The 23,441-nt window shown below is 65.9% G+C and carries 23 protein-coding genes and 3 tRNA genes; 8 read left to right on the top strand and 18 right to left on the bottom strand.

What is annotated here, in order from left to right; genetic code table 11:
• Nucleotides 1-163: 163 nt before the first annotated feature.
• Both MI302_RS00930 and MI302_RS00925 read right to left on the bottom strand, forming a co-directional pair.
• The gene (locus MI302_RS00930; protein WP_239725948.1) at nt 164-1,216 is read right to left on the bottom strand and encodes an integrase core domain-containing protein; all 1,053 of its coding nucleotides are present in this window, start codon (nt 1,214-1,216) and stop codon (nt 164-166) included.
• Between the two features lie 52 nt (nt 1,217-1,268).
• Nucleotides 1,269-2,360, bottom strand: coding sequence for an IS4 family transposase (locus tag MI302_RS00925; RefSeq protein WP_014514485.1), 1,092 nt, complete (start codon nt 2,358-2,360; stop codon nt 1,269-1,271).
• Between the two features lie 440 nt (nt 2,361-2,800).
• Here MI302_RS00925 and glmS point away from each other — a divergent pair, with 440 nt between their 5' ends.
• Complete coding sequence (glmS, locus tag MI302_RS00920) at nt 2,801-4,615, top strand: glutamine--fructose-6-phosphate transaminase (isomerizing) (RefSeq protein WP_239725947.1); 1,815 nt, start codon at nt 2,801-2,803, stop codon at nt 4,613-4,615.
• Nucleotides 4,616-4,700: 85 nt separating this feature from the next.
• On the opposite strand, the gene MI302_RS00915 is transcribed toward glmS, so the two are convergent.
• The 6 genes from MI302_RS00915 to MI302_RS00890 form a co-directional block, all read right to left on the bottom strand.
• A complete protein-coding gene (locus tag MI302_RS00915) occupies nt 4,701-6,302 on the bottom strand; it encodes an HD domain-containing phosphohydrolase (protein ID WP_239725946.1) in 1,602 nt (533 codons plus the stop codon).
• A 13-nt stretch (nt 6,303-6,315) separates the two neighbouring features.
• Complete coding sequence (locus MI302_RS00910; protein WP_239725945.1) at nt 6,316-7,551, bottom strand: DUF4127 family protein; 1,236 nt, start codon at nt 7,549-7,551, stop codon at nt 6,316-6,318.
• A gap of 11 nt (nt 7,552-7,562) precedes the next feature.
• Nucleotides 7,563-8,540 (bottom strand): thioredoxin-disulfide reductase, encoded by a 978-nt coding sequence (gene trxB / locus MI302_RS00905; protein WP_126178231.1) that lies wholly within the window; start codon nt 8,538-8,540, stop codon nt 7,563-7,565.
• A gap of 133 nt (nt 8,541-8,673) precedes the next feature.
• Nucleotides 8,674-8,749, bottom strand: a tRNA-Glu gene (locus tag MI302_RS00900).
• 21 nt (nt 8,750-8,770) lie between these two features.
• Nucleotides 8,771-8,845 (bottom strand) — tRNA-Glu (locus MI302_RS00895).
• A 6-nt stretch (nt 8,846-8,851) separates the two neighbouring features.
• A tRNA-Gln gene (locus MI302_RS00890) sits at nt 8,852-8,925 on the bottom strand.
• Between the two features lie 78 nt (nt 8,926-9,003).
• Between MI302_RS00890 and MI302_RS00885 the strand changes: the two genes are divergently transcribed.
• Together MI302_RS00885 and MI302_RS00880 are read left to right on the top strand one after the other, a co-directional pair.
• Nucleotides 9,004-9,615 (top strand): hypothetical protein, encoded by a 612-nt coding sequence (locus MI302_RS00885; RefSeq protein WP_239725944.1) that lies wholly within the window; start codon nt 9,004-9,006, stop codon nt 9,613-9,615.
• Nucleotides 9,612-11,333, top strand: a complete 1,722-nt coding sequence (locus MI302_RS00880; protein WP_239725943.1) for a hypothetical protein — start codon at nt 9,612-9,614, stop codon at nt 11,331-11,333. The genes MI302_RS00885 and MI302_RS00880 overlap by 4 nt, the downstream gene beginning before the upstream one ends.
• Nucleotides 11,334-11,573: 240 nt before the next feature.
• Here MI302_RS00880 and fmt read toward each other — a convergent pair whose 3' ends face one another.
• Genes fmt through MI302_RS12155 form a run of 9 tightly spaced genes read right to left on the bottom strand, consistent with a single transcriptional unit; the run spans nt 11,574 to nt 17,666 of the window.
• A complete protein-coding gene (gene fmt, locus MI302_RS00875) occupies nt 11,574-12,488 on the bottom strand; it encodes a methionyl-tRNA formyltransferase (RefSeq protein ID WP_239725942.1) in 915 nt (304 codons plus the stop codon).
• Complete coding sequence (gene def / locus MI302_RS00870; protein ID WP_015718290.1) at nt 12,485-13,060, bottom strand: peptide deformylase; 576 nt, start codon at nt 13,058-13,060, stop codon at nt 12,485-12,487. Before def ends, fmt begins: the two co-directional genes overlap by 4 nt.
• Nucleotides 13,061-13,065: 5 nt before the next feature.
• Nucleotides 13,066-13,884, bottom strand: coding sequence for a YbbR-like domain-containing protein (locus MI302_RS00865; protein WP_015718291.1), 819 nt, complete (start codon nt 13,882-13,884; stop codon nt 13,066-13,068).
• On the bottom strand, nt 13,877-14,590 hold the full coding sequence (gene cdaA, locus MI302_RS00860) for a diadenylate cyclase CdaA (RefSeq protein ID WP_015718292.1): 714 nt from the start codon (nt 14,588-14,590) through the stop codon (nt 13,877-13,879). The genes MI302_RS00865 and cdaA overlap by 8 nt, the downstream gene beginning before the upstream one ends.
• Before the next feature lie 3 nt (nt 14,591-14,593).
• Nucleotides 14,594-15,736 carry a phosphopentomutase gene (locus MI302_RS00855; RefSeq protein WP_015718293.1) on the bottom strand — a complete coding sequence of 381 codons (1,143 nt, stop codon included), beginning with the start codon at nt 15,734-15,736 and terminating at the stop codon, nt 14,594-14,596.
• On the bottom strand, nt 15,736-15,996 hold the full coding sequence (locus tag MI302_RS00850; protein ID WP_015718294.1) for a hypothetical protein: 261 nt from the start codon (nt 15,994-15,996) through the stop codon (nt 15,736-15,738). Before MI302_RS00850 ends, MI302_RS00855 begins: the two co-directional genes overlap by 1 nt.
• 9 nt (nt 15,997-16,005) lie before the next feature.
• Nucleotides 16,006-16,977: a cell division protein ZapE gene (gene zapE, locus MI302_RS00845; RefSeq protein WP_239725941.1), complete on the bottom strand. Its 972-nt coding sequence runs from the start codon at nt 16,975-16,977 to the stop codon at nt 16,006-16,008.
• An 18-nt stretch (nt 16,978-16,995) separates the two neighbouring features.
• Nucleotides 16,996-17,394, bottom strand: coding sequence for a type II toxin-antitoxin system VapC family toxin (locus MI302_RS00840; protein WP_239726535.1), 399 nt, complete (start codon nt 17,392-17,394; stop codon nt 16,996-16,998).
• Entirely contained in the window at nt 17,391-17,666 is a 276-nt protein-coding gene (locus MI302_RS12155; protein ID WP_219758864.1) for an AbrB/MazE/SpoVT family DNA-binding domain-containing protein, read from the bottom strand. The genes MI302_RS00840 and MI302_RS12155 overlap by 4 nt, the downstream gene beginning before the upstream one ends.
• Nucleotides 17,667-17,715: 49 nt before the next feature.
• On the opposite strand from MI302_RS12155, the gene MI302_RS00830 reads away from it, so the two are divergent.
• On the top strand, nt 17,716-17,970 hold the full coding sequence (locus MI302_RS00830) for a glutaredoxin family protein (RefSeq protein WP_126165500.1): 255 nt from the start codon (nt 17,716-17,718) through the stop codon (nt 17,968-17,970).
• Here MI302_RS00830 and MI302_RS00825 read toward each other — a convergent pair.
• Nucleotides 17,949-18,458 (bottom strand): DinB family protein, encoded by a 510-nt coding sequence (locus tag MI302_RS00825; RefSeq protein ID WP_126165501.1) that lies wholly within the window; start codon nt 18,456-18,458, stop codon nt 17,949-17,951. The two genes, MI302_RS00830 and MI302_RS00825, sit on opposite strands and share 22 nt — an antisense overlap.
• A 684-nt stretch (nt 18,459-19,142) precedes the next feature.
• Here MI302_RS00825 and MI302_RS00820 point away from each other — a divergent pair.
• The 4 genes from MI302_RS00820 to tgt all read left to right on the top strand — a co-directional run bounded on the left by MI302_RS00820 (nt 19,143) and on the right by tgt (nt 23,425).
• Nucleotides 19,143-19,919, top strand: a complete 777-nt coding sequence (locus MI302_RS00820) for an enoyl-ACP reductase (protein WP_239725940.1) — start codon at nt 19,143-19,145, stop codon at nt 19,917-19,919.
• Nucleotides 19,920-20,059: 140 nt separating this feature from the next.
• Complete coding sequence (locus tag MI302_RS00815; RefSeq protein WP_239725939.1) at nt 20,060-20,992, top strand: VOC family protein; 933 nt, start codon at nt 20,060-20,062, stop codon at nt 20,990-20,992.
• A gap of 67 nt (nt 20,993-21,059) precedes the next feature.
• A complete protein-coding gene (ispG, locus tag MI302_RS00810; protein ID WP_370687351.1) occupies nt 21,060-22,268 on the top strand; it encodes a flavodoxin-dependent (E)-4-hydroxy-3-methylbut-2-enyl-diphosphate synthase in 1,209 nt (402 codons plus the stop codon).
• The gene (gene tgt, locus MI302_RS00805; protein ID WP_239725937.1) at nt 22,268-23,425 is read left to right on the top strand and encodes a tRNA guanosine(34) transglycosylase Tgt; all 1,158 of its coding nucleotides are present in this window, start codon (nt 22,268-22,270) and stop codon (nt 23,423-23,425) included. The genes ispG and tgt overlap by 1 nt, the downstream gene beginning before the upstream one ends.
• Nucleotides 23,426-23,441 lie beyond the last annotated feature (16 nt).

The following is a 23,441-nucleotide window of genomic DNA, read 5'->3' as shown; positions in this document are numbered from 1 at the left end:
TTCCTTACACCCCCTTTAGGGTTTCGGAAGCGTCCTTTTGGGCGAGTTACCGCGTTTCCTCCCCAAGAGACGCCCTCCGGGACGCAAAGCACGGCTTCTTTCGCCTTGCGTCCGCCGCTATCATAAAAGCCTCACCCGGGCCTTGTCAAGCACCTGTAGTCGGTCAACACATTTGAGACTCTGTGGGGACCGCCTCCCCCCGTATTCTAGCCAGGTACTCTAAAGGGGCCAGGCCCCCCAAGGCCTGGTGGGGTCGCCGGCGGTTGTAGTGGTCCAGGTAGGCGTCAAGCTCCCTTTGGAGCTCGGGGATCTGTGAAGGCAACGGTCGTGTGTAGAACTCATCCCTAAAGGTCCGCTGCATCCGCTCCACGTGACCATTGAGCTTGGGGCTCCTCGGAGGAAGAACGAAGAGCTTAACGCCCAAACGTTCACAGGCCTCCTCAAAATCGGACATAAACTCGCTGCCCCCATCCACCTGCACCGCACGAATAGGAAAAGGCGCTCGCACCATCAGGCGGGCAAGAAAGCTGGCCGCCAGGTTGGCCGTGGCTCGGGTGTGGACTTCCGCAAGGGAGAAACGGGTGAAGAGGTCGACGGCCGAGAAGTGCTGGATCCTCTCCCCAGGGCCCAGGGTCACGGTGAGAGTATCCACCTGGATAAGGTCGCCAGGGTGACCCACCTCGTATCCCTTGGGCTTCCTTTGCGCATAGGGCCTCCTGGGTCTTCGCCCCCCCTTCCCCCGCCGGGCCTGGGCCAGAAAGGCGGCTACGCTTTCCACGCGGCCGTGTGCTTCAAGGTAGGCCAGGATCCGCCCCACGGTGCGCTCGCTCACCGCAAAGCCCTCCTTCCTTAGGGTCAGCCAAATCGGCCAGCGGCCCCAGGTGGGGTTCTCCTTCCTTAGGGCTTCCACCCGGATCAGCAGATCGGAAGACCAGTAAATCCCCCGCCGCAAGCGCTGAGGACGTCTTGACCGAGGCTTAACACCGGCAAGGCCCTCTTCCTTGAGGCGTTTCCGCCAGCGGTAATAGGTGGCCCGGCTGATCCCCAAAAGCTCCTGGATCTCGGGCCAGCCCACCCGGTATTTCCTGAGCGCCTCCACCTGTTTGAGCTTCCGTAAGCGGTCCTGAACCGTGGGATCGCCGGCCCCGGCCTCTTGGAGTTCCCGGGCCTTCCGCGCTCCCCGCAAAACCTCTTTGCCAACCGTGGTAAGCTGCATCCGTGGGGACCCCCTCTCTCCTAGAGTGGTCCCCACATTTTTACTCGTCCAGCTATGTACACGTCAAAACCTCCATAGGGCATAACCCCAAGGGACTTCCGCGCCTTCCTCCCCCTGCACCCCAGAGGGCAAGCGCCCAAAGGGTGAGCAGGTCCAGCCCCGCCCGGAAGAGGCTCTGTCCCAGCCTCCCGTGCTTCTTGGGCCTCACCGGACGCACCCGGTGCAGCACAAGCCCCGTCCGAAACGCCCACACGAAGGCCAGGCTCAAGGGGACCAAAAGCCGCGAAAGCCTCTCCCCCCGCGTCACGTGCGTGGCCTCCAGGTCAAATCCCCGCCCCTTCAGGGCCCCAAAGAGCCGCTCTATCCCCCACCTGAGCCCGTACACCTCCAGCACCCGGTGAGGGTCCAGGTCCGTAGCCACAATCAGCCACTCCCGGACCCCAAGGCGCAACCCCACCACCCACATGCGCCGCCCGTAGACCCAGTACCGCCGCCTGGGCACCCGGCTCTCTCCCACCTTCAGGGAGGCAAAGAGCTCCCAGGCCCGAGGGCCCGAGCCCAACCGCCACATCCGGGTGTTGGCCTTGATTCGGATGCACCGGGGGATGCCCTTCTCCTCCAGGTACCGGAACCACGCCTCCCCTATGAACTCCCGATCCGCCAGGAACCCCTCCACCCGGAGGTGGGGGAAGTGGGCCCTCAGGAAAGCCAAGGCCCTCTCCATCAGGGCGATGCGTTCGGGGGTGGAGGAGTTGCCGTCGTGGGGAAGGAAGCTCCAGAACAGGGGGACGGCCAGGCCTTGGTACAGGAAGGCCAGCATCAGGAGGTTGACCTTGCTCTTCCCCAGCTCCCACTCGGTCCGGTCCATGACCAGGAGGAGCCCTTGGGGTCGGAGGAGGGCGAAGATGAAGCGGGCATAGCCCTCCCCGTCCAGCCCCGGCCAGGCCAAGAACCGCTGGAACCTTCGGTAGGCGGAGCGGGGGTCAGGGCTGGCTATGGAGCCGAGGGAAAGAGCGAGTCTGGGGCCGCTTGTGGTGCGGGCGGTGACCAGAGCCATCACCAGGGCGGCCAGGAAGGTGAGGCGCCTGAGGTCGGCCTTCCAGTATCGCTTCAAGGCGTTGATGAGTGGGGTAAGCTGTTCCATGGGGACCACCTCCTATGGGTACCTGCCCATCCACGTGGGCGCAGGTCCATCCTAAAGGGGTGGTCCCACGTTTTGACGTGTACTGAGCTCGTCCAGTTTCACATGTGTCTGGCCGGGTTCAGCACCGGGCCTTAAGATTCTGCTATACTCCCCCGGGAAAGGGGGTGGGAAGCCGGAGGAGAAAACCGCACGCGGAGGGAAGGAAGGCGGGAAGCGCAGGGGGCCCTATGGGCCTGACGAGGTGGCGGACCCCTAGATGGGGATAACCGGGAAACCGGGAAAGATCGAGGAATCCGCGGATGCCGCCCGGGGTGTGCCCGCCCCGCCCGCCTGCGAAAAGCCCTAAGGGAAAGCCCCGCCTAAGAAACGGGGACAACCGAGGGGCAGGGCGTCCAAGGGAGTCGCCGGGTGGTCCCTTTACCACCCGAAACGGGTACCGTATGTGCGGAATCGTGGGGTATATCGGTTTTCGGAACGCCACGGATGTGCTGATAGATGGGCTTAGGAGGTTAGAGTACCGGGGGTACGACTCCGCAGGGGTAGCGGTACGGACCCCGGAGGGGCTTAAGGTGGTGAAGCGCTCGGGGAAGCTTTCCGCCCTGGAAAGGGCTCTTAAAGAGGAGCACCTGGAAGGCCCCTTGGGGGTAGGCCATACCCGCTGGGCCACCCATGGTGCCCCCACCGACCCCAACGCCCACCCCCATACCACGGAGGACGGCACCATCGCCGTGATCCATAACGGCATCATTGAAAACTACCTGGAGCTTAAGGAGGCCCTAAGGGCGCGGGGGCACCGCTTCGCCTCGGATACCGACAGCGAGGTCCTGGCCCACCTCATAGAGGAGAAGTACCGGGGGAACCTCTTTCAAGCCCTCAAGGAAGCCCTTAAGGAGGTGCGGGGGGCCTATGCGGTGGTGGCGGTTCACAAGGACCACCAGGAGCTGGTGGCCGCCCGCACGGTGAGCCCGCTGGTCATCGGCCTGGGGGAGGGGGAGAACTTCTTGGCCTCGGATGTGCCTGCCCTTCTCCCCTATACCCGCCGGGTCATCTTCCTCCACGATGGGGATTTGGCCCGCATCACCCGGGAAGGGGTGGTGGTCACGGACCTGGAGGGCCGCCCCCTTTCCCGGGAGGCCGTGGAGGTGGACTGGACCCTCGAGGCCGCCGAGAAAGGAGGCTTCCCCCACTACATGCTGAAGGAGATCTACGAGCAACCTTGGGTGCTGGAAAACACCCTGGGGGGGCGCCTACGGGAGGAGGAAGGGGATGTGGAACTGGGGCTCAGCCTGGACCCCAAGGCCATAGACCGCATCCACGTGATCGCCTGCGGCACCGCAAGCTATGCGGGCTGGTACGGGAAGTACCTTTTGGAGGCCCTGGCCCGCATCCCCACGGAGTGGGACGTGGCCAGCGAGTACCGCTACCGCGATCCCGTGGCGGACGAAAGGACCCTGGCCATCGCCATCAGCCAGTCCGGGGAGACCATAGACACCCTGGAGGGCCTGAGGGAGGCCAAAGCCAAAGGGGCCAAGACCCTTGGGGTCATCAACGCCAAAGGCTCCAGCCTCACCCGCGAAGTGGAGGACGTGCTCTATATCCACGCGGGGCCCGAGATCGGGGTGGCCTCCACCAAGGCCTACACCGCCATGCTTTCCGCCATGGCCATGCTGGCGGTCCACCTGGGCCGAGGCCGGGGCATTCTTTCCCGGGAAAAAGCCAGGGAACTCATCCGGGAGATGCGCAAGCTTCCCCGGCTGGTGGAGGAGGTCCTGGAAAAACGCCCCCTCATCGCCCACCTGGCGGAGAAGTACCACCAGGCCCAAGACTTCCTCTTCCTGGGGCGGCACGTCCAGGCCCCCACCGCCTATGAGGGCGCTTTGAAGCTCAAGGAGATCAGCTACATCCACGCGGAGGCCTACCCCGCCGGGGAGATGAAGCATGGGCCCATCGCCCTTATAGACGAGCACCTGCCCGTGGTGGTCCTGGCCACCCAAGGGCCCCTTTACGAGAAAACCCTTTCCAACATCCAGGAGGTGCGGGCCCGGGGAGGGAAGGTGATCGCCATCGCCACCCTTGGGGATGCGGGGATCGCCAAGCTTGCCCAGGATGTGCTCTACGTGCCGGAGGTCCACCCCCTCCTCGCCCCCATCGTGAGCGTGGTGCCCCTCCAGCTTTTGGCCTACGAGATCGCCGTCCTCCTGGGGCGGGACGTGGACCAGCCCCGTAACCTGGCCAAGAGCGTGACGGTGGAATAGAGAGTTGAGGCAAGGTGGGATCCAGGGTCAGCCCGGCGGTGCTTTGCCCGTAGGGCAAACACATAGGGAGCGAACCTAGAAAGCCCTACACGAGATCCAGAAATACTGCCACCAGCTTGGGGTCCAGACCCTTACCCGCCTGGGCCCCAAGCTCTTTCTTGGCCTCTTCCACCATCCAGGCCCGCTTGTAAGGGCGGGGGGAAAGCAAGGCATCGTACACGTCCGCCACGGCAAAGATCCGTGCCTCCAAAGGGATCTCTTCCCTCTTCAACCCCCGGGGGTAACCCGAACCATCCCAGCGCTCGTGGTGGTAGAGGACCACGTTCAAGGCAGTCTGGGGAAGAAAAGGCAGGTTTTTGAGGATTTCCAGGCCCACCTGGGGATGGGTCTTCACCACCCGCCACTCGTCGGGGTGCAGAACCGTGGGTTTGCGAAGGATCTCGTCGGGCAGGGCCAGCTTCCCCAGGTCGTGGAAGTAGGCTCCCAGGCGGAGGCCCTCGAGGTCCGGAAAGCCCACCGCCCGCCCTAGGCGCAAGGCCAGCGCTACCACCCGCTCCGTGTGCCCCTTGGTTTCCAGGTCCCGGTACTCGAGGACCCGGGCCAACGCCCTAAGGGCGGCTTCCCGGGTATAGTTTAGGGTTTTTAGGTAGGAAAGGCGTTCCAGAGCTTCCTCCAGTCTGCCCGCCACCAGCCGCAAAACCCCTTCGTCTTCAGATCGGTAAGGGACCGGCTCCCCAAAAGAGCCCAGGGCCAAAACCCCATACCGCCTTCCCTCAGGCCTTAAGGGTACCAGGAGGGCAGAGCGAAGACCGTTTTCTACATAGGGCCTTAAAGCTCCAGGGAACTGGGCATAGTCTTCCACATACACCGGCCCTTCCCAGAGCCTGGGGTGGCCCAAAAGGCCTTCTCCAAAATGGATGGGATATTCCTCGTAAAGCTGGGTAAAGCCCAGAGGGTAACGGCCTGCTGTGACGGCAGGGCGTACCGTCCCTTCCTGAAAAAGGTAAAGGGCCCCGGCATGGTAGGGAGTGAGGCGGAGGAGGGTTTCCAAGGCCTCTTTGGCCATGACAAGAGGGTCGCGGGCAGCTTCCAGGGCCAGGGATAGCTCAAGAAGGGCCTGGGCCCGGGCAGCCTCGGCCTTGGCCAGCTCCAGAGCTTCAATGCGAGCTAACACCAAACCCGCCGCCTCCGCCAGGGCCTGGATCCAAAACTCCTCTTCGGGGAGGATCTCCCCCACGCCCCCGGCGGTGTCCATGGAAAGCACGCCAAAAGCCTTTCCTTCCGCATTCCGCAAGGGTACGCCCAAATAGACCCCAGGCTGGGGCCTGCCGGAAAGAAAGATGACCCGAGGATCCTGGGTCACATCCGCCAGGTAGAGGGGCTCCCCCTTCTCCAGCACCACCCAGGAAATGCCCTCGCCGCGGCGAAGCTTAAAGCCCACCTTTTCCTGGCTTAACCCCTGGGCCGCCACCAGCTCGAGGGCATCCTCCTGGGGACGGTAGAGGAAGAGGAGAACGGAAACCGCCCGGGTGGCCCCCTTGGCGGTTTCCACCACGGTCCGGTACACTTCCTCCGGCCGCTCCAGGGGAGCCAAAAGACGCCAGGCCTCAGCCAAGGTCTGAAGGCGCCTTAGCTCCCGCGTCTCGAGGCTTACGCCATCTAGCCCTTCGGGCTGACCAGGGGTCATAACGCCCTTTACTTTACCAGGTGGGCCGGGCCCTGCCCCCAAACTCAAGGGAAAGAATCGTCCAACCCAAGCGGGCCTCGGCCTCAAAGGATCGCTCCCAGGGGAAGCGCAGGTCCTCGAGGTCCACCCGGTACCCTTCCAGCTCCAGGTACGGCCAAAGGGCCGCCACCTCCTGGGCCTCCACGGGCAAGGGCTCAGGAAAGCGAGCCCGCACCCAAGGGCGGCCCACCTCCCCCCACCAGTAGGCGAAGTAGGCCTCGGCCAGGCGCCTAAGCCGCCCCTCTGGGTCCTTCAGGAAAAGCCCTCCCTGGGCCAGGGCGCTTCCCAGGTTGTTGGCTGGGGTACCCCAGGAGGCGTAGGAGGCAAGGCGAGGGTAAAGCCCAAGGCCCACCAGGTAGGCCATGAGGCCAGGATCCCCCCGGTTCACCCGGGAAAGATCCGCCAGGGCCACGGGAAAACGGGGCATGAGGCGAAGCAGGTCGTGGGTGGCCTTTCTGGGATTCCGGCCCCCGTACACGTAAAGGACCAGGTCGGGCCCCTCTTCCAGGGAAACCCTTTGGGCAAGGGCGCTCTGGAGGAGCCCCATCACCGTATCCCGTAAGGGAATCCCCTCATAAGGGGTGACGCGTTCCGCCAAGGCTTCGTCCTCGTAAACCACCGCCACCTTTAGGCCTGGTCTCAACGCCCTTAAGAGCAGGACCTGTCCTGCCTCGTCCGCCCCGGGCCGGCTGGGGTAGGGAAGGGCCCTGGCTTCTCTGGGGGCGGGGGAGTTGCGCAGGGCATCGTCCCAAACTGCCTCCAGATAAACCCCGGGAAGCCCTGGCCAGGAGGCCAAGGCCTCGAGGACCGCCAGGTTTCTCTGCCGCTGGGTGGCGTCCCAACGGGGCACCACCCCGAAAAGGAGAAGTTCCCCTCCGTAGCGGACTTTCCAGGAGAGCAAAGGGCCAAGCCGGGCTAGGGCATCCTCCGCCGGCAGGGCCAGGTGGCGGCTTTGGAGAAGCCCGCCGTAGGCCAGGGCATCCAGGCTGGCCACCAGCTTTTCCCCCGGGCTCGCCAAAAGCCAGGCCCTTAAGGCGGCAAGATCGGCCCCCTCAGGCCCCCGGTAGACCTCCCGGGGAGGGCAGGCCACCCGCTCCCAGGCGCATGGGCCCCAGTTGGGAGGACGGTCGTCCAGGGGAAGGTAAAGGATGGAAGCCTGGGCCAGGCCCAAACCCCAAAGAAAAAGCCCCAAAAGCCCCAGGCCCCGCACCCTACCCGACCCTAGGGTTTTACCTTCTCGTGGGCCTCCGCCAGGTAGCGCTCCGCCATCATGGCCGCCCGGGTGCCCGCCCCCACGCTGGTGGTGAGCTGCCGATAGATGGGGTCGGCCACATCCCCAGCGGCGAAGATGCCCGGCACCGAGGTGAAGACCTCATCCCGCACCGCCACGTAGCCATCGGGCCTGAGCTCCACCACCCCTTTTAGGAAGCCGGTATTGGGCTCGTGGCCGATGAAGACAAAGACCCCGTCCGTGGGGTAGACGTACTCCTCCCCCGTCTTCAGGTTCTTGAGCCTGACCCCCGTCACCTGCTCCTCCCCCAGAACCTCGGTGACCACGTGGGAGAAGAGGAAGTGCATCTTGGGGTTCTGGAAGGCCCGGGCCTGGGCCACCTTGTTGGCCCTAAGCTCATCCCGGCGGTGGATAAGGGTTACCTTGCGGGCAAACTTGGTGAGGAAAAGGCCTTCCTCCACGGCAGCATCCCCGCCCCCCACCACCACCACCTCCTTGTCCCGGTAGAAGAAGCCGTCGCAGGTGGCGCAGGTGGATACCCCCCGGCCATAGAACTTCTCCTCCCCGGGCACCCCGAGTTTCCTGGGATTGGCCCCAGTGGCGATGATGACCGCGCGCCCGAAGTAGGAGCGCTCAAACCCCCGCACCAGAAAACCCCCGTCCTGGGCCTCGAGGCCCAGCACCTCGTCCATGACGATCCTGGCCCCGAACTTCTCCGCCTGCTGGACCATGCGGCTGGCCAGCTCCGGCCCGGAAATGCCCTCGGGGAAACCCGGGTAGTTCTCCACCTCGTCGGTCTGGGCGATCTGCCCTCCGGGAAGGCCCTTTTCCAGGATGACGGTCTTCAGCTGGGCCCGTCCGGCGTAAATCCCCGCGGTGAGGCCCGCAGGCCCGCCGCCGATGATGACCACGTCGTACCGCTCCTCCTTTTCCCCGCTTCCCGCAAGCCCCGTGAGGGTGAACTCCATGGATCCCTCCTCCTTCGTCCAGGTTACACCCCCCACATACCTAGTGGGGGTATAGCCCATCCAGTTTCCCCCAGGCCCGGGGCATCCGTCAAGGGAAATCTGGACCGGGCATAAAGGCAATCCGAGCCGCATCTGGTGACCCCAGGGGGATTCGAACCCCCGTCTCGGCCTTGAGAGGGCCGTGTCCTAGGCCTCTAGACGATGGGGCCGCGCGCGGCTCGGACTGCTTCTGGTGACCCCAGGGGGACTCGAACCCCCGCCGCCGCCTTGAAAGGGCGGTGACCTAACCACTAGTCGATGGGGCCAGGTTTTGGCTGGGGTGCGTGGACTCGAACCACGACCGGCGGATCCAGAGTCCGCTGTCCTGCCGTTAGACGACACCCCAGCGGCTTTTGCCCGATCCCTCGGGCAGAGGTTATGGTACACTCTGAAGGGCAGATTGGCAAGCCCCAGGGTGCCCTCTATGGCGGTGAACGAGGAAAGCCTTTTGGAAGTTCTGAGCCGGTATGTTTCCCCCCGGGCTGCGGAAAACCTGCTGAGGCGGGCCTTGGCCCAGAGGATGCCCACCTCGCCAGGGGAGTGGGCGCACCTTCTAGAGGAAACCCTCTGGCCTGAGCTCCGCCGCCTCCTGCCCTTCCGGGAGATGCCCCCCGAGCTTAAGGCCCTGGCCCAGGAATGGAGGAAGCTCGCCGCTTCCCAGGTGGCGGAAGCCGAGGCCACCGAAACCGGGGAAGAAGAGCTACCCGTGGAGGCCGTGGACCTCGAGGATCCCTTGGCCCGCCAGCACCTGGCCAAGAGGCTTGCCCGCCTGGAGGGGGTGACGGGGGTGGTGGTGGCGGGTAAAAACGGCAAGGAGGAGCTTTTTTCCGGGGAGCCCGTCCCCTTGGACCTAGCCTACCCCCTTCTCAGGCGCCAGGGATATGGGGTCTTCTACGCCATTTTGGAGAGGGAAATCGTGGCCTTAAGACCCCTGGCCCAGGGATACATCGGCCTTCTCGCCAAAAAGGAAGCCAACATCGGCCGCCTCCTTCACGCCTTGCGGCGGCTCATATCCCTAGCGGAGGTCAGCGGATGAAACGATGGTTAGCCCTAGCCTGGTTCCTCGGCCTTCTGGCCTTGGCCGCCCCCCTGCCCCAGGTTTACGACCGCCTGGAGGAAGCCCTAAAGCAGGTGCGCCTGGAAAACCCCACCCAGGCCCTTGCCGCCCTGGACCGGGCGCAAAGCCTTCTGCGCCAGGAAAGCGAGGGGCTTCCCCCCGTGTTGCGCGACGCCACTTTGTTGCACCTGCAGGATGCCCGGCAGGCGGTGCTTAGGCAAAGCCGGGTGGACCTCGAGGCCCGTCTCCTCCTGGTGCGCCACCTGCTGGGTAAGGCCCTTTACGATGGTTTCTTCCAGGCTCCCGCTGGCCAAAAAGCCCCTTACCTCACCCGCCTGGTCCGGGCCACCGGTCTACCCCAGTCCCTGGCCCAGGGAGCGGAAAACCTGGCGCCCGAAGAAGCCCGGCGCAGGCTGGAAGCCGGCTACCTGCAACTCCTGACCGAGGACCTGGGCCAGGCTCTTTCCGCCAGCTCCCGACCCCAGGCCTACCTGGCCCTGGCCCGAGCCTACGCCCGCTTTTTGGTGATCCAGGATAGCCCCCAAAGCACCCTTAAAGCCCAGGACTTCATCCAGGCGCTGGGCAAGGTTTCCAGCGGGGAGGACTTCCGACCCTCGGTAAGGGATTTGCAGGAAAAGACCCTGGCCTGGCGGAAGCATCTGCAAACCCTGGCGGCGCCTTCCCCTATGGCTACGTCCGCACCTCCACCCGCTTCAGCCCAATCCCCTACGGGTTCCCCTGCAGGGAAACCCTCCACCACGCCTCCAGCGGCTTCCCCGCCCTCCCCCCCTGCCCCTTCATCCGGTCAAGTATCCCCGGCAGAAAGCCCCCTTCCCCAGGAGATCCGGGAGGAAGTCAGCCTCCTTCGCCTGGATCCTCAGGCCGCTACCCGCATAGGCGAGACTTTGCAACGCCTGGCCATCCCCAGTCTGATCAACTGGCTGGACCTTCTGGACGAGGTGCGCAGTAGCCTCGCCCAGGCCCAGCTTTATACCGAAGCGGGCCAGTACAACCGAGCCCGGGCTCAACTGAGCTATGCCTATAGCCGTTTTCGCCTGAAGGTCTATCCGGTGGTGGGAGCCTACGCCCCTGAGCTGGCCGAACGTGCCGACCGTCTCTTTTTGGCCATGCAAAACGCAGTGGGCTTGCGCACGGTGGACTTCACCGTTCTTCTAGGCGAGATTCAGGAAATCGAAGAACGCCTTCTGGGAAGTTCCCTGGGTCCTTGGCACACCCTGCAGGTCCAGCTTCAGCTTTTCCTCCTAGGTATTCCCCGGGCCATTCTGTTCCTCCTCGCATCGGCCCTGGCCTTCTTCCCCCTTTATTTGGGTTGGATCACCTTCAGCGGCAGAAATGTGTACTGGACGCTTCTGGGACTAGCCTTCCTCTTCTTAGCTCTCCCCATTTTGGCGGAAGGGCTTTCCTACATGGGTTCCATCCTGGCGGAGTACGGGGGCTTGCCCATCCTGGGCCTTTTGGCCAACCTCTCCATTGCCCAAGGCTTGGTGCCTTACCTGGCCTGGGGAATCTCCGCCTTCCTCGTTGTTGCCTTCGCCGGGGCCGGCCTCAGGGGCATCGCCGCCCAGTTCGGCCTTCTCAAAGAGCGGGGGCGGGAGGTAATCACCACCCAAGACCAAAGGCCATCCGCCACCACCCTCACCAGCGAAACCATCGTGGAGTGGGACGAGGAGTTGTGACGACTCCCCGGACTAAAGTCCGGGGCTTCTCGGGGTGTTTCCCTGCGGGAAAGCACGCAGGGTCTCCCCCGAAGGCCCCGCCCAGGCCTTTGCCAGGATGTTTTGAGCGGCGGCCACATCCCGGTGGAGAAGCGCCCCACACTGGTAGGGCTATCTTGAAAACCGGGGGATTATAGCTCCCCCACACCCCCACTTTTCTCTAATGTCACCCCAGCCTGGCTTGCGCCGGGCCGGGGCCCCCTAGTCCAGCCGGGTGCCTGGGACCACCCCATACCCCCGCGCCCAGTCGGCGGCGGGCATGGGGCGTTTTCCCTCGGGCTGGACCTCCAAAAGCCGGATGGCTCCCTCCCCGGTACCCACCAAGACCCCTTCCCGGTCCACCCCCAGCACCACCCCAGGCTCCCCCGCCCCCGGCTCGGGGCGCATCCTCAGGACCTTCACCCGCCTGCCCCCGTGGAAGAAGTAGCTTCCCGGCCAGGGCTGCACCCCCCGGTGGCGGTTGTAGATGGCCTGGGCGCTATCTGCAAAGCGGATACGCCCCTCCTCCTTGATGAGGAGAGGGGCATAGGAGGGCTCGCCCTCCTGGGGCGTGGGGGTGAGGTGGGGAAGGTTTTCCAAAACCCAAAGGAGAAGCTCTATGCCCTTGTCCCTGAGGCGCTCGGAAAGGGCCACCGCATCCTCCTCGGGGCCTATCTCCGTGCGCCAGAGGGCGTAAAGGGGGCCGGTGTCCAGGCCCTCCTCGGTCTTCATGATGGCCACCCCGGTTTCCCTTTCCCCCCGGATGAGGGCCCAGGGCACCGGGGCCGGGCCGCGGTACTTGGGAAGAAGGGAGGGATGGAGGTTCAAGAACCCCAAGGGGGGAACCTCGAGGACCTCCTTGGGAAGGATCTTGCCGTAAGCGGCGGTGACCGCCACCTCCGGGGCCACGGCCTTAAAGGCCTCCAGAAACTCCCGGTTCCCCTTGAGGCGTTCGGGCTTCAAAAGGGGAAGCCCGTGGGCCAAGGCGTACTCCGCCACCGGACTGGGAGCGGGCTTCAGGCCCCGGCCCTTGGGCTTATCCGGCTGGGTAACCACCAGGACCACCTGGTGGTGGCGGTTTAGGGCATCCAAAACCGGCACCGCCCAGGCGGGCGTGCCGAAGAAGGCCACCCTCATCCCTGGGAAAGCTCCTTCAAAAGCGCCCTGGCCTCCTTCTGCATCCGGGCCAGCTCCGCCCGGTTTTCCTCCAGGAAGGCCTCCCGCTTGGCCTTGGGCAGGCGTTCAAAAAAGAGGATACCGTCCAGGTGGTCAATCTCGTGCTGGAAGACCCTGGCCATATACCCCTCCAGCTCCAGGGCGCGGGGCCTTCCCTCCTCGTCCTGGTATTCCACCCGGATCCGCTCCGCCCGGGGTACCTCCTCAGCGTAGAGGCCAGGGAGGGAGAGGCAGCCTTCCAGCCCCTCCACCTCCCCCTCCCGGTGGGTGATCACCGGGTTGGCTACCACGTAAATCCGGCGCGCCAGGTCGCGGAGGGGCCTCTCCTCCCCCTCGGGCTCGTCGGCGTACTCCACCGCCACAAAGAAGCGCTGGGAAAGCCCAATCTGGGGTGCGGCCAGGCCCACTCCCCGGGCCTCAAACATGGTCTCCAGCATATCCTCGGCAAGCTTCTTGAGGCCCTGAAAATCCTGGACGGGCCGGGCTTTTTTGCGCAACACCGGGTCCCCGTAAAGGCGGATGGGGTAGATCATCCCACCTATTCTAGCGCAAGCCGCACCCTACCCAAAACCTCCCCCAGAACCCTCACCCCCGGAGGCAGGTTAAGGACCAAGGGGGCCGAAACCTCTCCCGGGCGGAAGCTTCCTTCCAGCCTCGCCTCCACCTGGGTCAAACCGGCCAAAGCCTCCTTGGGTCCCACCACCTCCACGGCCCTGGGGGCATAGTCCACTACCTTTAAACCTGCCGGGGGCTTCAGGACCAGGGGAACCTGCTTGCGGAAAAGGGGAACCTCCCGCGCCACCACCTGCACCTGGGCGGGAAGAAGCTCCACCCCGGGAAGGGGCCCCTGGGGGCCAAAGGCGGTAAGGGCCACCGTATCCCCTCCAAGGTCCAGGCCCAAGGCCACCACCGCCTCCTCCACCCGGCTTCTCGGCCCCTTGGCCTCCACAAAGGCGGGCTGGGTTTCCACCCACGCCCCCTGGGAAAGGACCTCCACCGGCAGGGTGCGGGTAAGGAGGGCCTCCACCCGGCCCTCCACCCGGGCGGGGCGGATCTCCAAAACCTCCACCCCCTGGGGCACGGCCACCCGCACCTCCCGGGAAAAGGCCCCCTCGGCCCCGGAGAGGTCCAGGTAGGCGGACACGGGAAGCCTGGCCCCCTCCACCAGGGGAGCTGGCCCCCTCAGGCGTAACATGACCTCCTTGGGCACTCCCTCCGCGGTGCGCTCCCTCCCCAGGCCCACCACCTGGAGGGGCACGCTCACCGCCCGCTCCACCACCGGGGCCCTTTCCCTTAAGGAGTACCAGACGGCAAAAGCCGCCAAAAGGGCGATGAGGAAGCTCCCCCAATCACGCACGGAGCGCCTCCTTCAGCTTTTCCCGCAGGGCCTCGAGGCTCATGGGTGGGGAAAGCCTTCCCCCCTCCGCCAGCCTTATGGCCCCTGTTTCCTCGCTCACCACGATCACCAGGGCATCGGAAACCTCGGAAAGCCCCAAGGCCGCCCGGTGCCGGGTGCCCAGGCCCATACGGGCCTCAGAGAGGGGAAAGACGCACCCCGCGGCGAAAAGCCGATCCCCCCTCAGGATGGCCCCGCCGTCGTGCAAGGGCGTGCCGGGGTAGAACACCGTCTGGAGTAGCCGGGCGGAAAGCCTGGCCTCGAGGATCTCCCCCGTGGCCGCATACTCCCCCAGGGGGGTGCGCCTTTCCAGGGCCAAGATGGCCCCGTAGCGCCGTTCGGAAAGCCGGGCCAGGCCCAAGAGGAGCTCCTCCAGGGCCAAAGAAGGAGCCCTGGGCCCCTGAGGCCGGCCGATGCGCTCCAAAAGCCCCCTGAGTTCGGGCTGGAAGACCACGATCAGGGCGAAGGCCCCTAGGGTGGCGGCGTTCCCCAAGAGCCAGGAAAGGGTGGAAAGCCCAAGGAGGCTGGCCAGAAACCAGACCGCCAGGTAGACCAAGACCCCCCGCACCAGGTTCAGGGCCCGGGTTCCCGCTATGAGGCGCCAGAGGTAATAAAAGAGGATGCCAACGAGAAGGATATCCAGGACGTCGCGCCAGGTGAGGGGCATGGCCTACACCAAGCTTTTCCCAGGGCCCTCCCAGGTGAGGCCAAACAGCCTGGCCCAGGTGGCCCCCAGATCCGCAAAGCTCTCCCGGGTACCCAGGTCCCCCTTCACCCCCGGGCCCACCCAGAGGAGCATCCCGTACTCCCGGGTGTGGTCGGTGCCGAAGAAGGTGGGGTCGTTGCCGTGGTCGGAGACCAGAAAGAGGTGATCCTCCGGGCCCAGGGCCTCCATAAGCCTGGGAAGGAAATCGTCCACCTCCTTAAGGGCCCGGGCGTACCCCTCCGGGTTCCTCCGGTGCCCGTACTTGGCGTCAAAGTCCACCAGGTTGGCGAAGAGGAGACCGGAAAAAGGCTCTTGCATGAGGGCCAGGGTCTTCTCCAGGCCGTCGGTATTGTCCTTGGTCTTCACCTCCCGGGTGAAGCCCCTATGGGCGTAGATGTCGGGGATCTTCCCCACCCCCACCACCTCGAGGCCCGCCTCCTTGAGAAGATCCAGGACATTCCTGGGGGGCTCCAGGGCGAAATCCTTCCGCAAATCCTCCCGCCGGTAGAAGTTCCCGGGTTCCCCGGCGAAGGGCCGGGCGATGACCCGGGCCACCTGGTGCTCGCCCTTTAGCATTTCCCGGGCCACCTGGCACCATCGGTAAAGCTCCTCCAGGGGCACCACCTCCAGGTGGGCGGCCACCTGGAAGACGCTATCCGCGGAGGTATAGACGATGGGGAAACCCGTCTTCAGGTGGGTCTCGCCGTAGTCCCGTATGGCCTCGGTGCCCGAATAGGGCCGGTTCAAAAGCCATCCCTTCACCCCGATGGCCTCGGCCCAGGCCCTAAGGAGTTCCTCGGGGAAGCCCTCAGGGTAGGTGCGGAAGGGCTTTTCCAGGTACACCCCCACGAACTCCCAGTGCCCGGTGGTGGTGTCCTTGCCGGGGTTCACCTCCCGCATGCGGCCAAAGGCCCCTTGGGGCTCAGGCCGGGGAAGGGTGTGGACCCCGGGAACCCACCCCAGGCCCAGGGCGGCCAGGTGGGGAAGCTCCACCCCCGTTTTCAGCACCGTGTGGTCCAGGGTGTCCGCCCCCTCGTCCCCGAACAAGGGGGCATCCGGCAGATACCCCAGGCCCACCGAGTCCAGGACGATGGCCGTGACCTTCATTACGACCTTAAGCCCCCCTCTTCTTCCTCCTCTTCCTCCTCGGCCAGGGCCATGAGCTCCTCCGGGGTCATCTCGGAAAGGGCCCGGACCGCCTGGAACTCCTCCACCAGGCCCTGGATCTCCTCCATGGCCTCTTCCAGGGAGAGTTCCCCGTCCTGGTACTCGTCCAACACTTCCTCTATGGCCTCGAGGATCCCCACCGCGGCGCTGGCCTGGGATAGGGCCTGGGCCAGTTCCGAAAGCCTTTCTGCCAGCTCCATGCCCCCATGCTACCCCAAAAGCTCCGCCAACCGGGAAAGGGCCCGGCCGTACTTCTTGGCAAAGGCCCCGTGCCGGTAGGTCTCGGGAAACACCTCCTTGAGAGGCACCCCGGAGGCCCGGAGGTCCACCCCCAGGTTGTACACCTGGTCCACGAAGTGCACGAAGCGTAGGGCGTCGTTCTGGTCGGGGATGGCCTCGAGGCCCTTAAGGTAGACGGCCTCCACCCCATCCAGCAGGTAGCGGTAGCGGATGGGGTGTAAGGCGCGCAGGTGGGCGAGAAGCTCGGGAAAGGCGTCCAGGGTCTTCCGGCGGGGGTCCTCCCGGTAGAGGGGAAGGAGCCTGCAATCGGAAAGGGGTTCGGGAAACCGGTCCGGGTCGCGGTGGCGGAAATCCTCCCCCTCGATGCGCTCCACAGCGAAGCGCCGGGCGAGGCTTTGGATCTGGTGCTTGAACTGCTCGGCGTTAAACCGCCCTTCCCCCAAGGCCCCGGGCGGGGTGTTGGAGGTGGTGGCCACCCGCAGGCCCCTATCCATGGTGAGGGCCAGGAAGTGGGTGATCATCTGGGCGTTGCCGGGGTCGTCCAGCTCAAACTCGTCCAGGAAAAGGTAGCGCAAGGCGGCAAAGCGCCTAGCCCCTTCCCTTAGCCCCATGAGGCCCAGGGTGTAGGTGAGCTCCTCAAAGGTGAGGAAGGCCTTAGGGCCCGGAGCCTCCCAGTAGGCAGCCACCAGGAGGTGGGTCTTCCCCACGCCAAAGCCCCCGTCCAGGTAGAGCCCTTGGGGGCCGGGAAGCCGGGGCCGGAGGAAGCCCCGGGGGCGGTCCTTGATCCATCGTCGCAGGCGCTCCTTGGCCAGGGTCTGGGAAGGATAGCGGGGATCGGGCCGATAGGTGGCGAAGGTGGCGGATTGGAAGCGGGGTGGGGGCACAAAGCTTTGCAGGAGTCTTTCCAGATCCACCTCGGGGTAGCGGTCCACCAGGCGCATGGCCTACATTCTAGCCGGCTAGCGCACCACCTCCACGGCCACCCCCAGGGAAAGGGCACCCCAGGAAGCGTCGGCGGTAAGGGCCGGCAGGTTCAGGCGCTGGGCCAAGGCCAAGCAGGCCCTATCCCCCAGGGAAAGCCCCAAGGAGCGGGTGAGGGGGCGAAGGCGGGCCACCCCAAGGGCATCCTCCTCGGTAAAAGGGAAGACCACCAGGACCTCGCCCAGAATCCCTTCCCGCTTCAACCGATCCCGAACCCCCTTGGGATCCCCTCCCCGTTCGGCAAGTTTGAAAAGCGCCTCCGCCAGGTTGACAGCGCTTATCGCCGCTCCCTCGGCTAGGGCCTCCTCCACCCGCTGGGCTCCAGGTTCATCCAAAAGCAGGGCCAACAAGGCCGAGGCGTCCAGCACCGCCCTCACTCCAGGTCCTCCTTCCGGGCCTCCTCCCGCCGGTCCCGGATGAGTTCGTCCACCAGGCTCACCCCTGGCGCCAGGCCTTTGAGAAGGCCCCTGGCCCGATGGGCCACCTCGCGGAAGCTCACCAGCTCGAGGGTGCCCTCCTCCCGCCAGCGCAAGAGGAGGCGATCCCCCTCCCTAAGCCCCAGGGCTTCCCGCACCTCCGCCGGGAGGACCACCCGACCCTTAGATCCCACCTGCACCACATAGTGGGTCTTATCCGAAACCTCCCCCATGCTTTTATTGTACCCCTTGGAAGGAGCCCTTGTGGTACCATGGTGGGGTATGGTGCGGCTTTACGGCATCCCCGGCTGCGGTCCTTGCGAGATCGTGAAGATGTTCCTGGCGCAAAAGGGCGTGCCCTTTGAGTTCGTCAACGCCCGGCAGGACCCGGAAGCGGCCAGGAAGATCAGCGAGCTGGTGGGAAGCCCCACCGCCGGGGTGGTCCTGGAGTGGAACGGCAAGGTGGAGGCCATCCGGGGGGTCTCCCCGGCCACCCTCAACGCCTGGCTTGACCGCTACCGCGCCCAAGAGGCCTGAAGGGCCCTCAGGTGGTGGACCTCGTGGTAAGCGGCGGCCCGCACCCACCCCAGGGCCGTGAGCTCCCCGAAGAAGGGGTGGGGAAAGGTGGCGGGGTGCTGGGGATCGGCCTGGGCCGCCTCCTCCAGGAGGAAGGTCCGGGCCTTGGCCAAGAGGGCCAGGACCTCCTCCAGGGGAAGCCCCCCCTTGGGCCTCACCCCCTCGGGGGCCTGGGGCCTGCCGTCCTTGAACTCCCCGGGGACGAAGGGCACGGGGGGCAGGCTCTCCCCCGCCGCCACCCGCCTCAAGCGCCGCAGGACCCGGGCGGTGGAGTCCTCCACCAAGGCCACGTGCTCCGCCACCATGAGGGGGGTCCAGGCCCCCTCCCGGAGGGGGGTGGCAAGCCAAGCGGGGTCCGCCTCCCGAAGCAGGGCGAGGAGGGCTTCGCGGCTCGCCTCAAGCCGTTTCAGGGCCTCCTCCCAGGTGCCGTAGTCCTCTAACTGGACCATGCCTCAGTATAAACCAGCCTAATGGGCTGTTTTCCCCGGGCTATATAGGCCCATGCGGGTCGTCTCGGTGAGGGAGGCCGGAGACCGCCTCTTCCCCGCCCTGGGCTCCGGGGCCCTTCTTCGGCTAGAAGGCCAGGGCCCCCTCGGGGAAAGCCCGGAAGACCTTCCCTTCCTCCCTCGAAGGAAAGCCTCCTCCAGACCCTCCTGGAGGGTTGAGGTTCCGGGACACCTCGGCCCTCGTACCCCCGCGGCCCCGCCCTGGGCAGAAGGAAGAGGGGGAGATGGCGGTGGCCTGGGTGGAGGCGGCCTCGGCCCTGAGCCGGAGGAGGCGGAGGGGGTCCTTAACACGCCTTGGCCCGAAAGCGCCTTGGGAGGCTCAGGGCCAACGGGTAGGAGGTCTCCCCAAGGGCGCGCCGGGAATCCTGCCCTTTACTTTGGGTTCCTACGCTTCCAGGTTCCCAAAAACTTCACGGGGACTTTCTACCGGGGCCCCATGCAGGCTTGGGCCTGCATGGGGTGGTATCCCTCCCCCTCCCGGCCCACCCCTTGAGGACCCTGGGCACCCTTCAACGGGCCGCCCTTCTGGCGGCCAGGAGTCACCCCTGGTCAGCCTGAAGGGGCGGCTGGCCCTCACGGCCTCCTGGGAGGGCGTTCCCGTGTTGGGAGCTTCGGTATAATCCCCCCATGCTCACCGTGGACCTATCGGGCAAGACCGCCCTGGTCATGGGGGTCACCAACCAAAGGAGCCTGGGCTACGCCATTGCGGAGAAGCTCCACCAAGCAGGGGCAACCCTCGCCTTCAGCTACCAAGGGGAAAGGCTTAAGGAAGACGTGGAGAAGCTGGCCACCCCCCTTAACGCCCTCACCTTCCAGGCGGACGTCACCAAGGACGAAGAGCTGGACCGGCTTTTCGCCGGGATCAAGGAGGCCTGGGGGGAGCTGGACTATCTGGTCCACGCCATCGCCTTTGCCCCTAGGGCGGCCATGGAGGGCCGCTACCTGGACACCCGGCGGGAGGACTGGCTCTTGGCCCTCGAGGTCTCCGCCTACTCCCTGGTGGCCGTGGCCCAAAGGGCCGAGCCCCTCCTCCGGGAAGGGGGCGGGATCGTCACCCTCACCTACTACGCCAGCGAAAAGGTGGTGCCCCGGTACAACGTGATGGCCATCGCCAAGGCGGCCCTGGAGGCCAGCGTGCGCTACCTGGCCTTTGAGCTCGGGCCTAAGGGGGTGCGGGTGAACGCCATCTCCGCGGGGCCCGTGCGCACCGTGGCGGCGCGGAGCATCCCCGGCTTTTCCAAGATGTACGACCGGGTGGCCCAGACCGCCCCCCTAAAGCGCAACGTGACCCAGGAGGAGGTGGGGAACCTGGGGCTATTCCTCCTCTCACCCCTGGCCAGCGGCATCACCGGGGAGGTGGTCTACGTGGACGCCGGGTACCACATCATGGGGATGGAGGTCTAGGAATACCACCCCAGGTGGGCTTTAGGCCCGCCTGGGGGCCCCGGGGTAAAGTCCCCGTGAAGTTTTTTTAGCGCGGGAACCAAAAGTAAAGGGTTTTCCCCCTCACCTTCGTCCCGCCTCCAGAGGAGTACCCTGGCCCCATGGAGGGTACCCTGGGGCTTCACCACGTGACCTGCCTGGCCGGCGATCCTCAGGAGAACCTGGACTTCTACCTGGGAGTCTTAGGCCTACGCCTGGTCAAGCGGAGCGTAAACCAGGACGACCCCGCCACGTACCACCTCTTCTACGCCGACCGCCAGGGCACCCCCGGCACTGCCCTCACCTTCTTCCCCTACCCCCACCTCCCTCCCCACCGCTTGGGGGTGGGACAGGCGGTGGAGGTGGCCCTGGCCGTGCCTCCAGAAAGCCTCGGCTACTGGGAAGCGCGCCTGGCCCGCTATGGCAGGCCCTTGGAAAGGGGAGAGCGCTTTGGCCTGCCCGCCCTCCTCTTCCCCGACCCCCACGGCCTGCCCCTCGCCTTCACGGCTGCGGAAGGTCCGGGCCTTCCTTGGGAGGAAAGCCCCGTTCCCCCGGAGCACCAGGTGCGGGGCCTTCTGGGGGCGCGGATCTTGGAGCGGGAGGTAGAGGCGACCCTGGCCTTCCTCCAGGGGGTGCTGGGCTACCGCCAGCGCCAGGTGGGGGACGGGGCAGGCTGGATCCTGGAGCAGGAGGGGTCTTTCCTGGAGGTACGGGCCCTTCCTGGGGGGCGCCGGGGAACCTTGGGGGTAGGGGGGGTCCACCACCTGGCCTTCCGGGTGCGGGACGAGGCCCACGCCCTGGCCCTGAGGGAGGCGGCCCTGGCCTGGGGGCTCCGGCCCACCCCCCTCATCGACCGCTTCTGGTTCCGCTCCGTTTACTTCCGGGAGCCGGGAGGGGTCCTTTTGGAGCTGGCCACGGAGGGGCCAGGTTTTGCTGTGGACGAGGACCCTGAGGCCCTGGGGGAGCGCCTCGTCCTCCCCCCTTGGCTGGAAGGGCAGCGCCCGGCCATAGAGGCCGCCCTTCCCCCCGTCCGCCTCCCCGGAAAGGAGGGCTAAGCCCCTCTGGCCAGGAAGGTGGCCTGTCCGGGAGTTCCCTTTTCCCCAATGGACTACCATGGAGGGGATGAGGCGACCTACCCCTACGGTCTGGGTGGGCCGGGTGCCCATAGGGGGCGCCCACCCCGTGGCCGTGCAGTCCATGACCAACACCCCCACCCAGGATGTGGAGGCCACCACGGCGCAAATCCTGGCCCTCTACCGGGCGGGAAGCGAGATGGTGCGCCTCACGGTGAACGACGAGGAGGCGGCCCGGGCCGTCCCGGAGATCAGGAAAAGGCTCCTCGTGGAGGGGGTGGAGGTGCCCCTGGTGGGGGATTTCCACTTCAACGGCCACCTGCTCCTCAGGAAGTACCCTAAAATGGCCGAGGCCCTGGACAAGCTCCGCATCAACCCGGGCACCTTGGGCCGGGGGCGGCATAAGGACGAGAACTTCGCGGAGATGGTGCGCATAGCCATGGACCTGGGGAAGCCGGTGAGGATCGGGGCCAACTGGGGAAGCCTGGACCCTGCCCTCCTCACCGAGCTCATGGAGGCAAACGCCCGCCGCCCTGAGCCCAAAAGCGCCCACGAGGTCCTTCTGGAAGCCCTGGTGGAAAGCGCCGTGCGGGCCTATGAGGCTGCCCGGGAGCTGGGGCTAGGGGAGGACAAGATCGTCCTTTCCGCCAAGGTGTCCAAGGCCAAGGACCTGGTATGGGTCTACCGGGAACTCGCCCGCCGCACCGAAGCCCCCCTTCACCTGGGCCTTACCGAGGCGGGGATGGGGGTGAAGGGGATCGTGGCCAGCACCGCAGCCCTTGCTCCCCTGCTTCTGGAAGGCATCGGGGACACCATCCGCGTCTCCCTCACCCCCGCTCCCGGCGAGCCCCGGACCAAGGAGGTGGAGGTGGCCCAGGAGATCCTCCAGGCCCTGGGCCTTAGAAGCTTCGCCCCGGAGGTCACCAGCTGCCCGGGGTGCGGCCGCACCCAAAGCACCTTCTTCCAGGAACTGGCGGAAACCGTAAACGCCCACCTGAGGGCCAGGCTCCCCGAATGGCGGGCGAAGTACCCAGGGGTGGAGGAGCTCAAGGTAGCGGTGATGGGGTGCGTGGTGAACGGCCCCGGGGAGAGCCGCCACGCCCATATCGGCATCTCCTTGCCGGGAAGCGGGGAAGAACCCAAGGCCCCGGTTTACGCGGACGGGAAGCTCCTCACCATCCTCAAGGGGGAGAACCTGGCCCAGGACTTCCTGGCCCTTTTGGAAGACTACGTGGAGCGGCGCTTTTCCAAAGCCTGATGGATCCCTTTCGCTTCGCCATCCAAGCCCGCTCTGGCCGGGCCCGGGTAGGCCTCCTCACCACCCCCCACGGAAGGGTGGAAACCCCTCTTTTCATGCCCGTGGGCACCCAGGGCTCGGTGAAGGGGCTTCTGCCCAAGGACCTGAAGGCCATCGGCAGCCAGGTGCTCCTAGCCAACACCTACCACCTCCTCCTCCGTCCGGGGCCTGAGCGGGTGAGGGCCCTGGGAGGACTCCACCGCTTTGCCGGCTGGGATGGCCCTTGGCTTACGGACTCCGGGGGGTTCCAGGTGATGAGCCTGGGACACCTGCGGCGCATTGACGAGGAGGGGGTGGTCTTCCAAAGCCACCTGGACGGGCGCCTCATCAAGCTCACCCCGGAAAGGAGCGTCGCGGTGCAGGAGGCCTTGGGGGCCGACCTCATCATGGCCTTTGACGAGTGCCCCCCCTACCCCGCAAGCCGGGATTACCTAAAAGCCTCCTTGGAGCGCACCCTGCGCTGGCTGGAGCGGAGCCTGAAGGCCAAGACCCGGCCCGACCAGGCCCTCTTCGGCATCGCCCAGGGGGGGACGGAGCCAGATTTAAGGCGCCGCTCCACCCTGGAGACGATTCGGTTTGACCTCCCAGGCTACGCCATCGGGGGCCTGGCCGTGGGGGAGCCCAAGGAGGCCATGTTCCGCATGGTGGCCCTCTCCACGGAGCTTCTCCCCGAAACCAAGCCCCGCTACCTCATGGGGGTCGGCCATCCCGAGGACCTGGTGGCGGCCATGGGGCTTGGGGTGGACCTCTTTGACTGCGTGTACCCCACCCGCACGGGCCGCTTCGGCTCGGCCTTGGTCCCGGAAGGGCGAATCAACCTGAAAAATGCCCAGTACCTGGAGGACAAACGGCCTCTGGAAGAAGGCTGCGATTGCTACGCCTGCCAGACCTTCAGCCGGGCCTACATCGCCCACCTGGTGCGCGCCCGGGAGATGCTTGGAGGCATCCTCCTTTCCCTGCACAACCTCCGCTTCCTGCACCGCCTCACGGAAAGGGCCCGGGAGGCCATCCGCCAAGGAAGCTACGGGGCCTTTGCCCGGGAGTTTGCCGAGAGGCGTTTTGGCGAGGAGATACCCCCCTGGTTCCGGGAGGCCATGGCGGCGGGGGGGCACTGGTGATACCACCCCGGTGAGG

Origin of the sequence: Thermus sp. NEB1569, assembly GCF_022385295.1 — a bacterium.
Taxonomy (GTDB): Bacteria; Deinococcota; Deinococci; order Deinococcales; family Thermaceae; genus Thermus; species Thermus scotoductus.
This window is presented reverse-complemented; position numbering and strand designations above follow the sequence as displayed.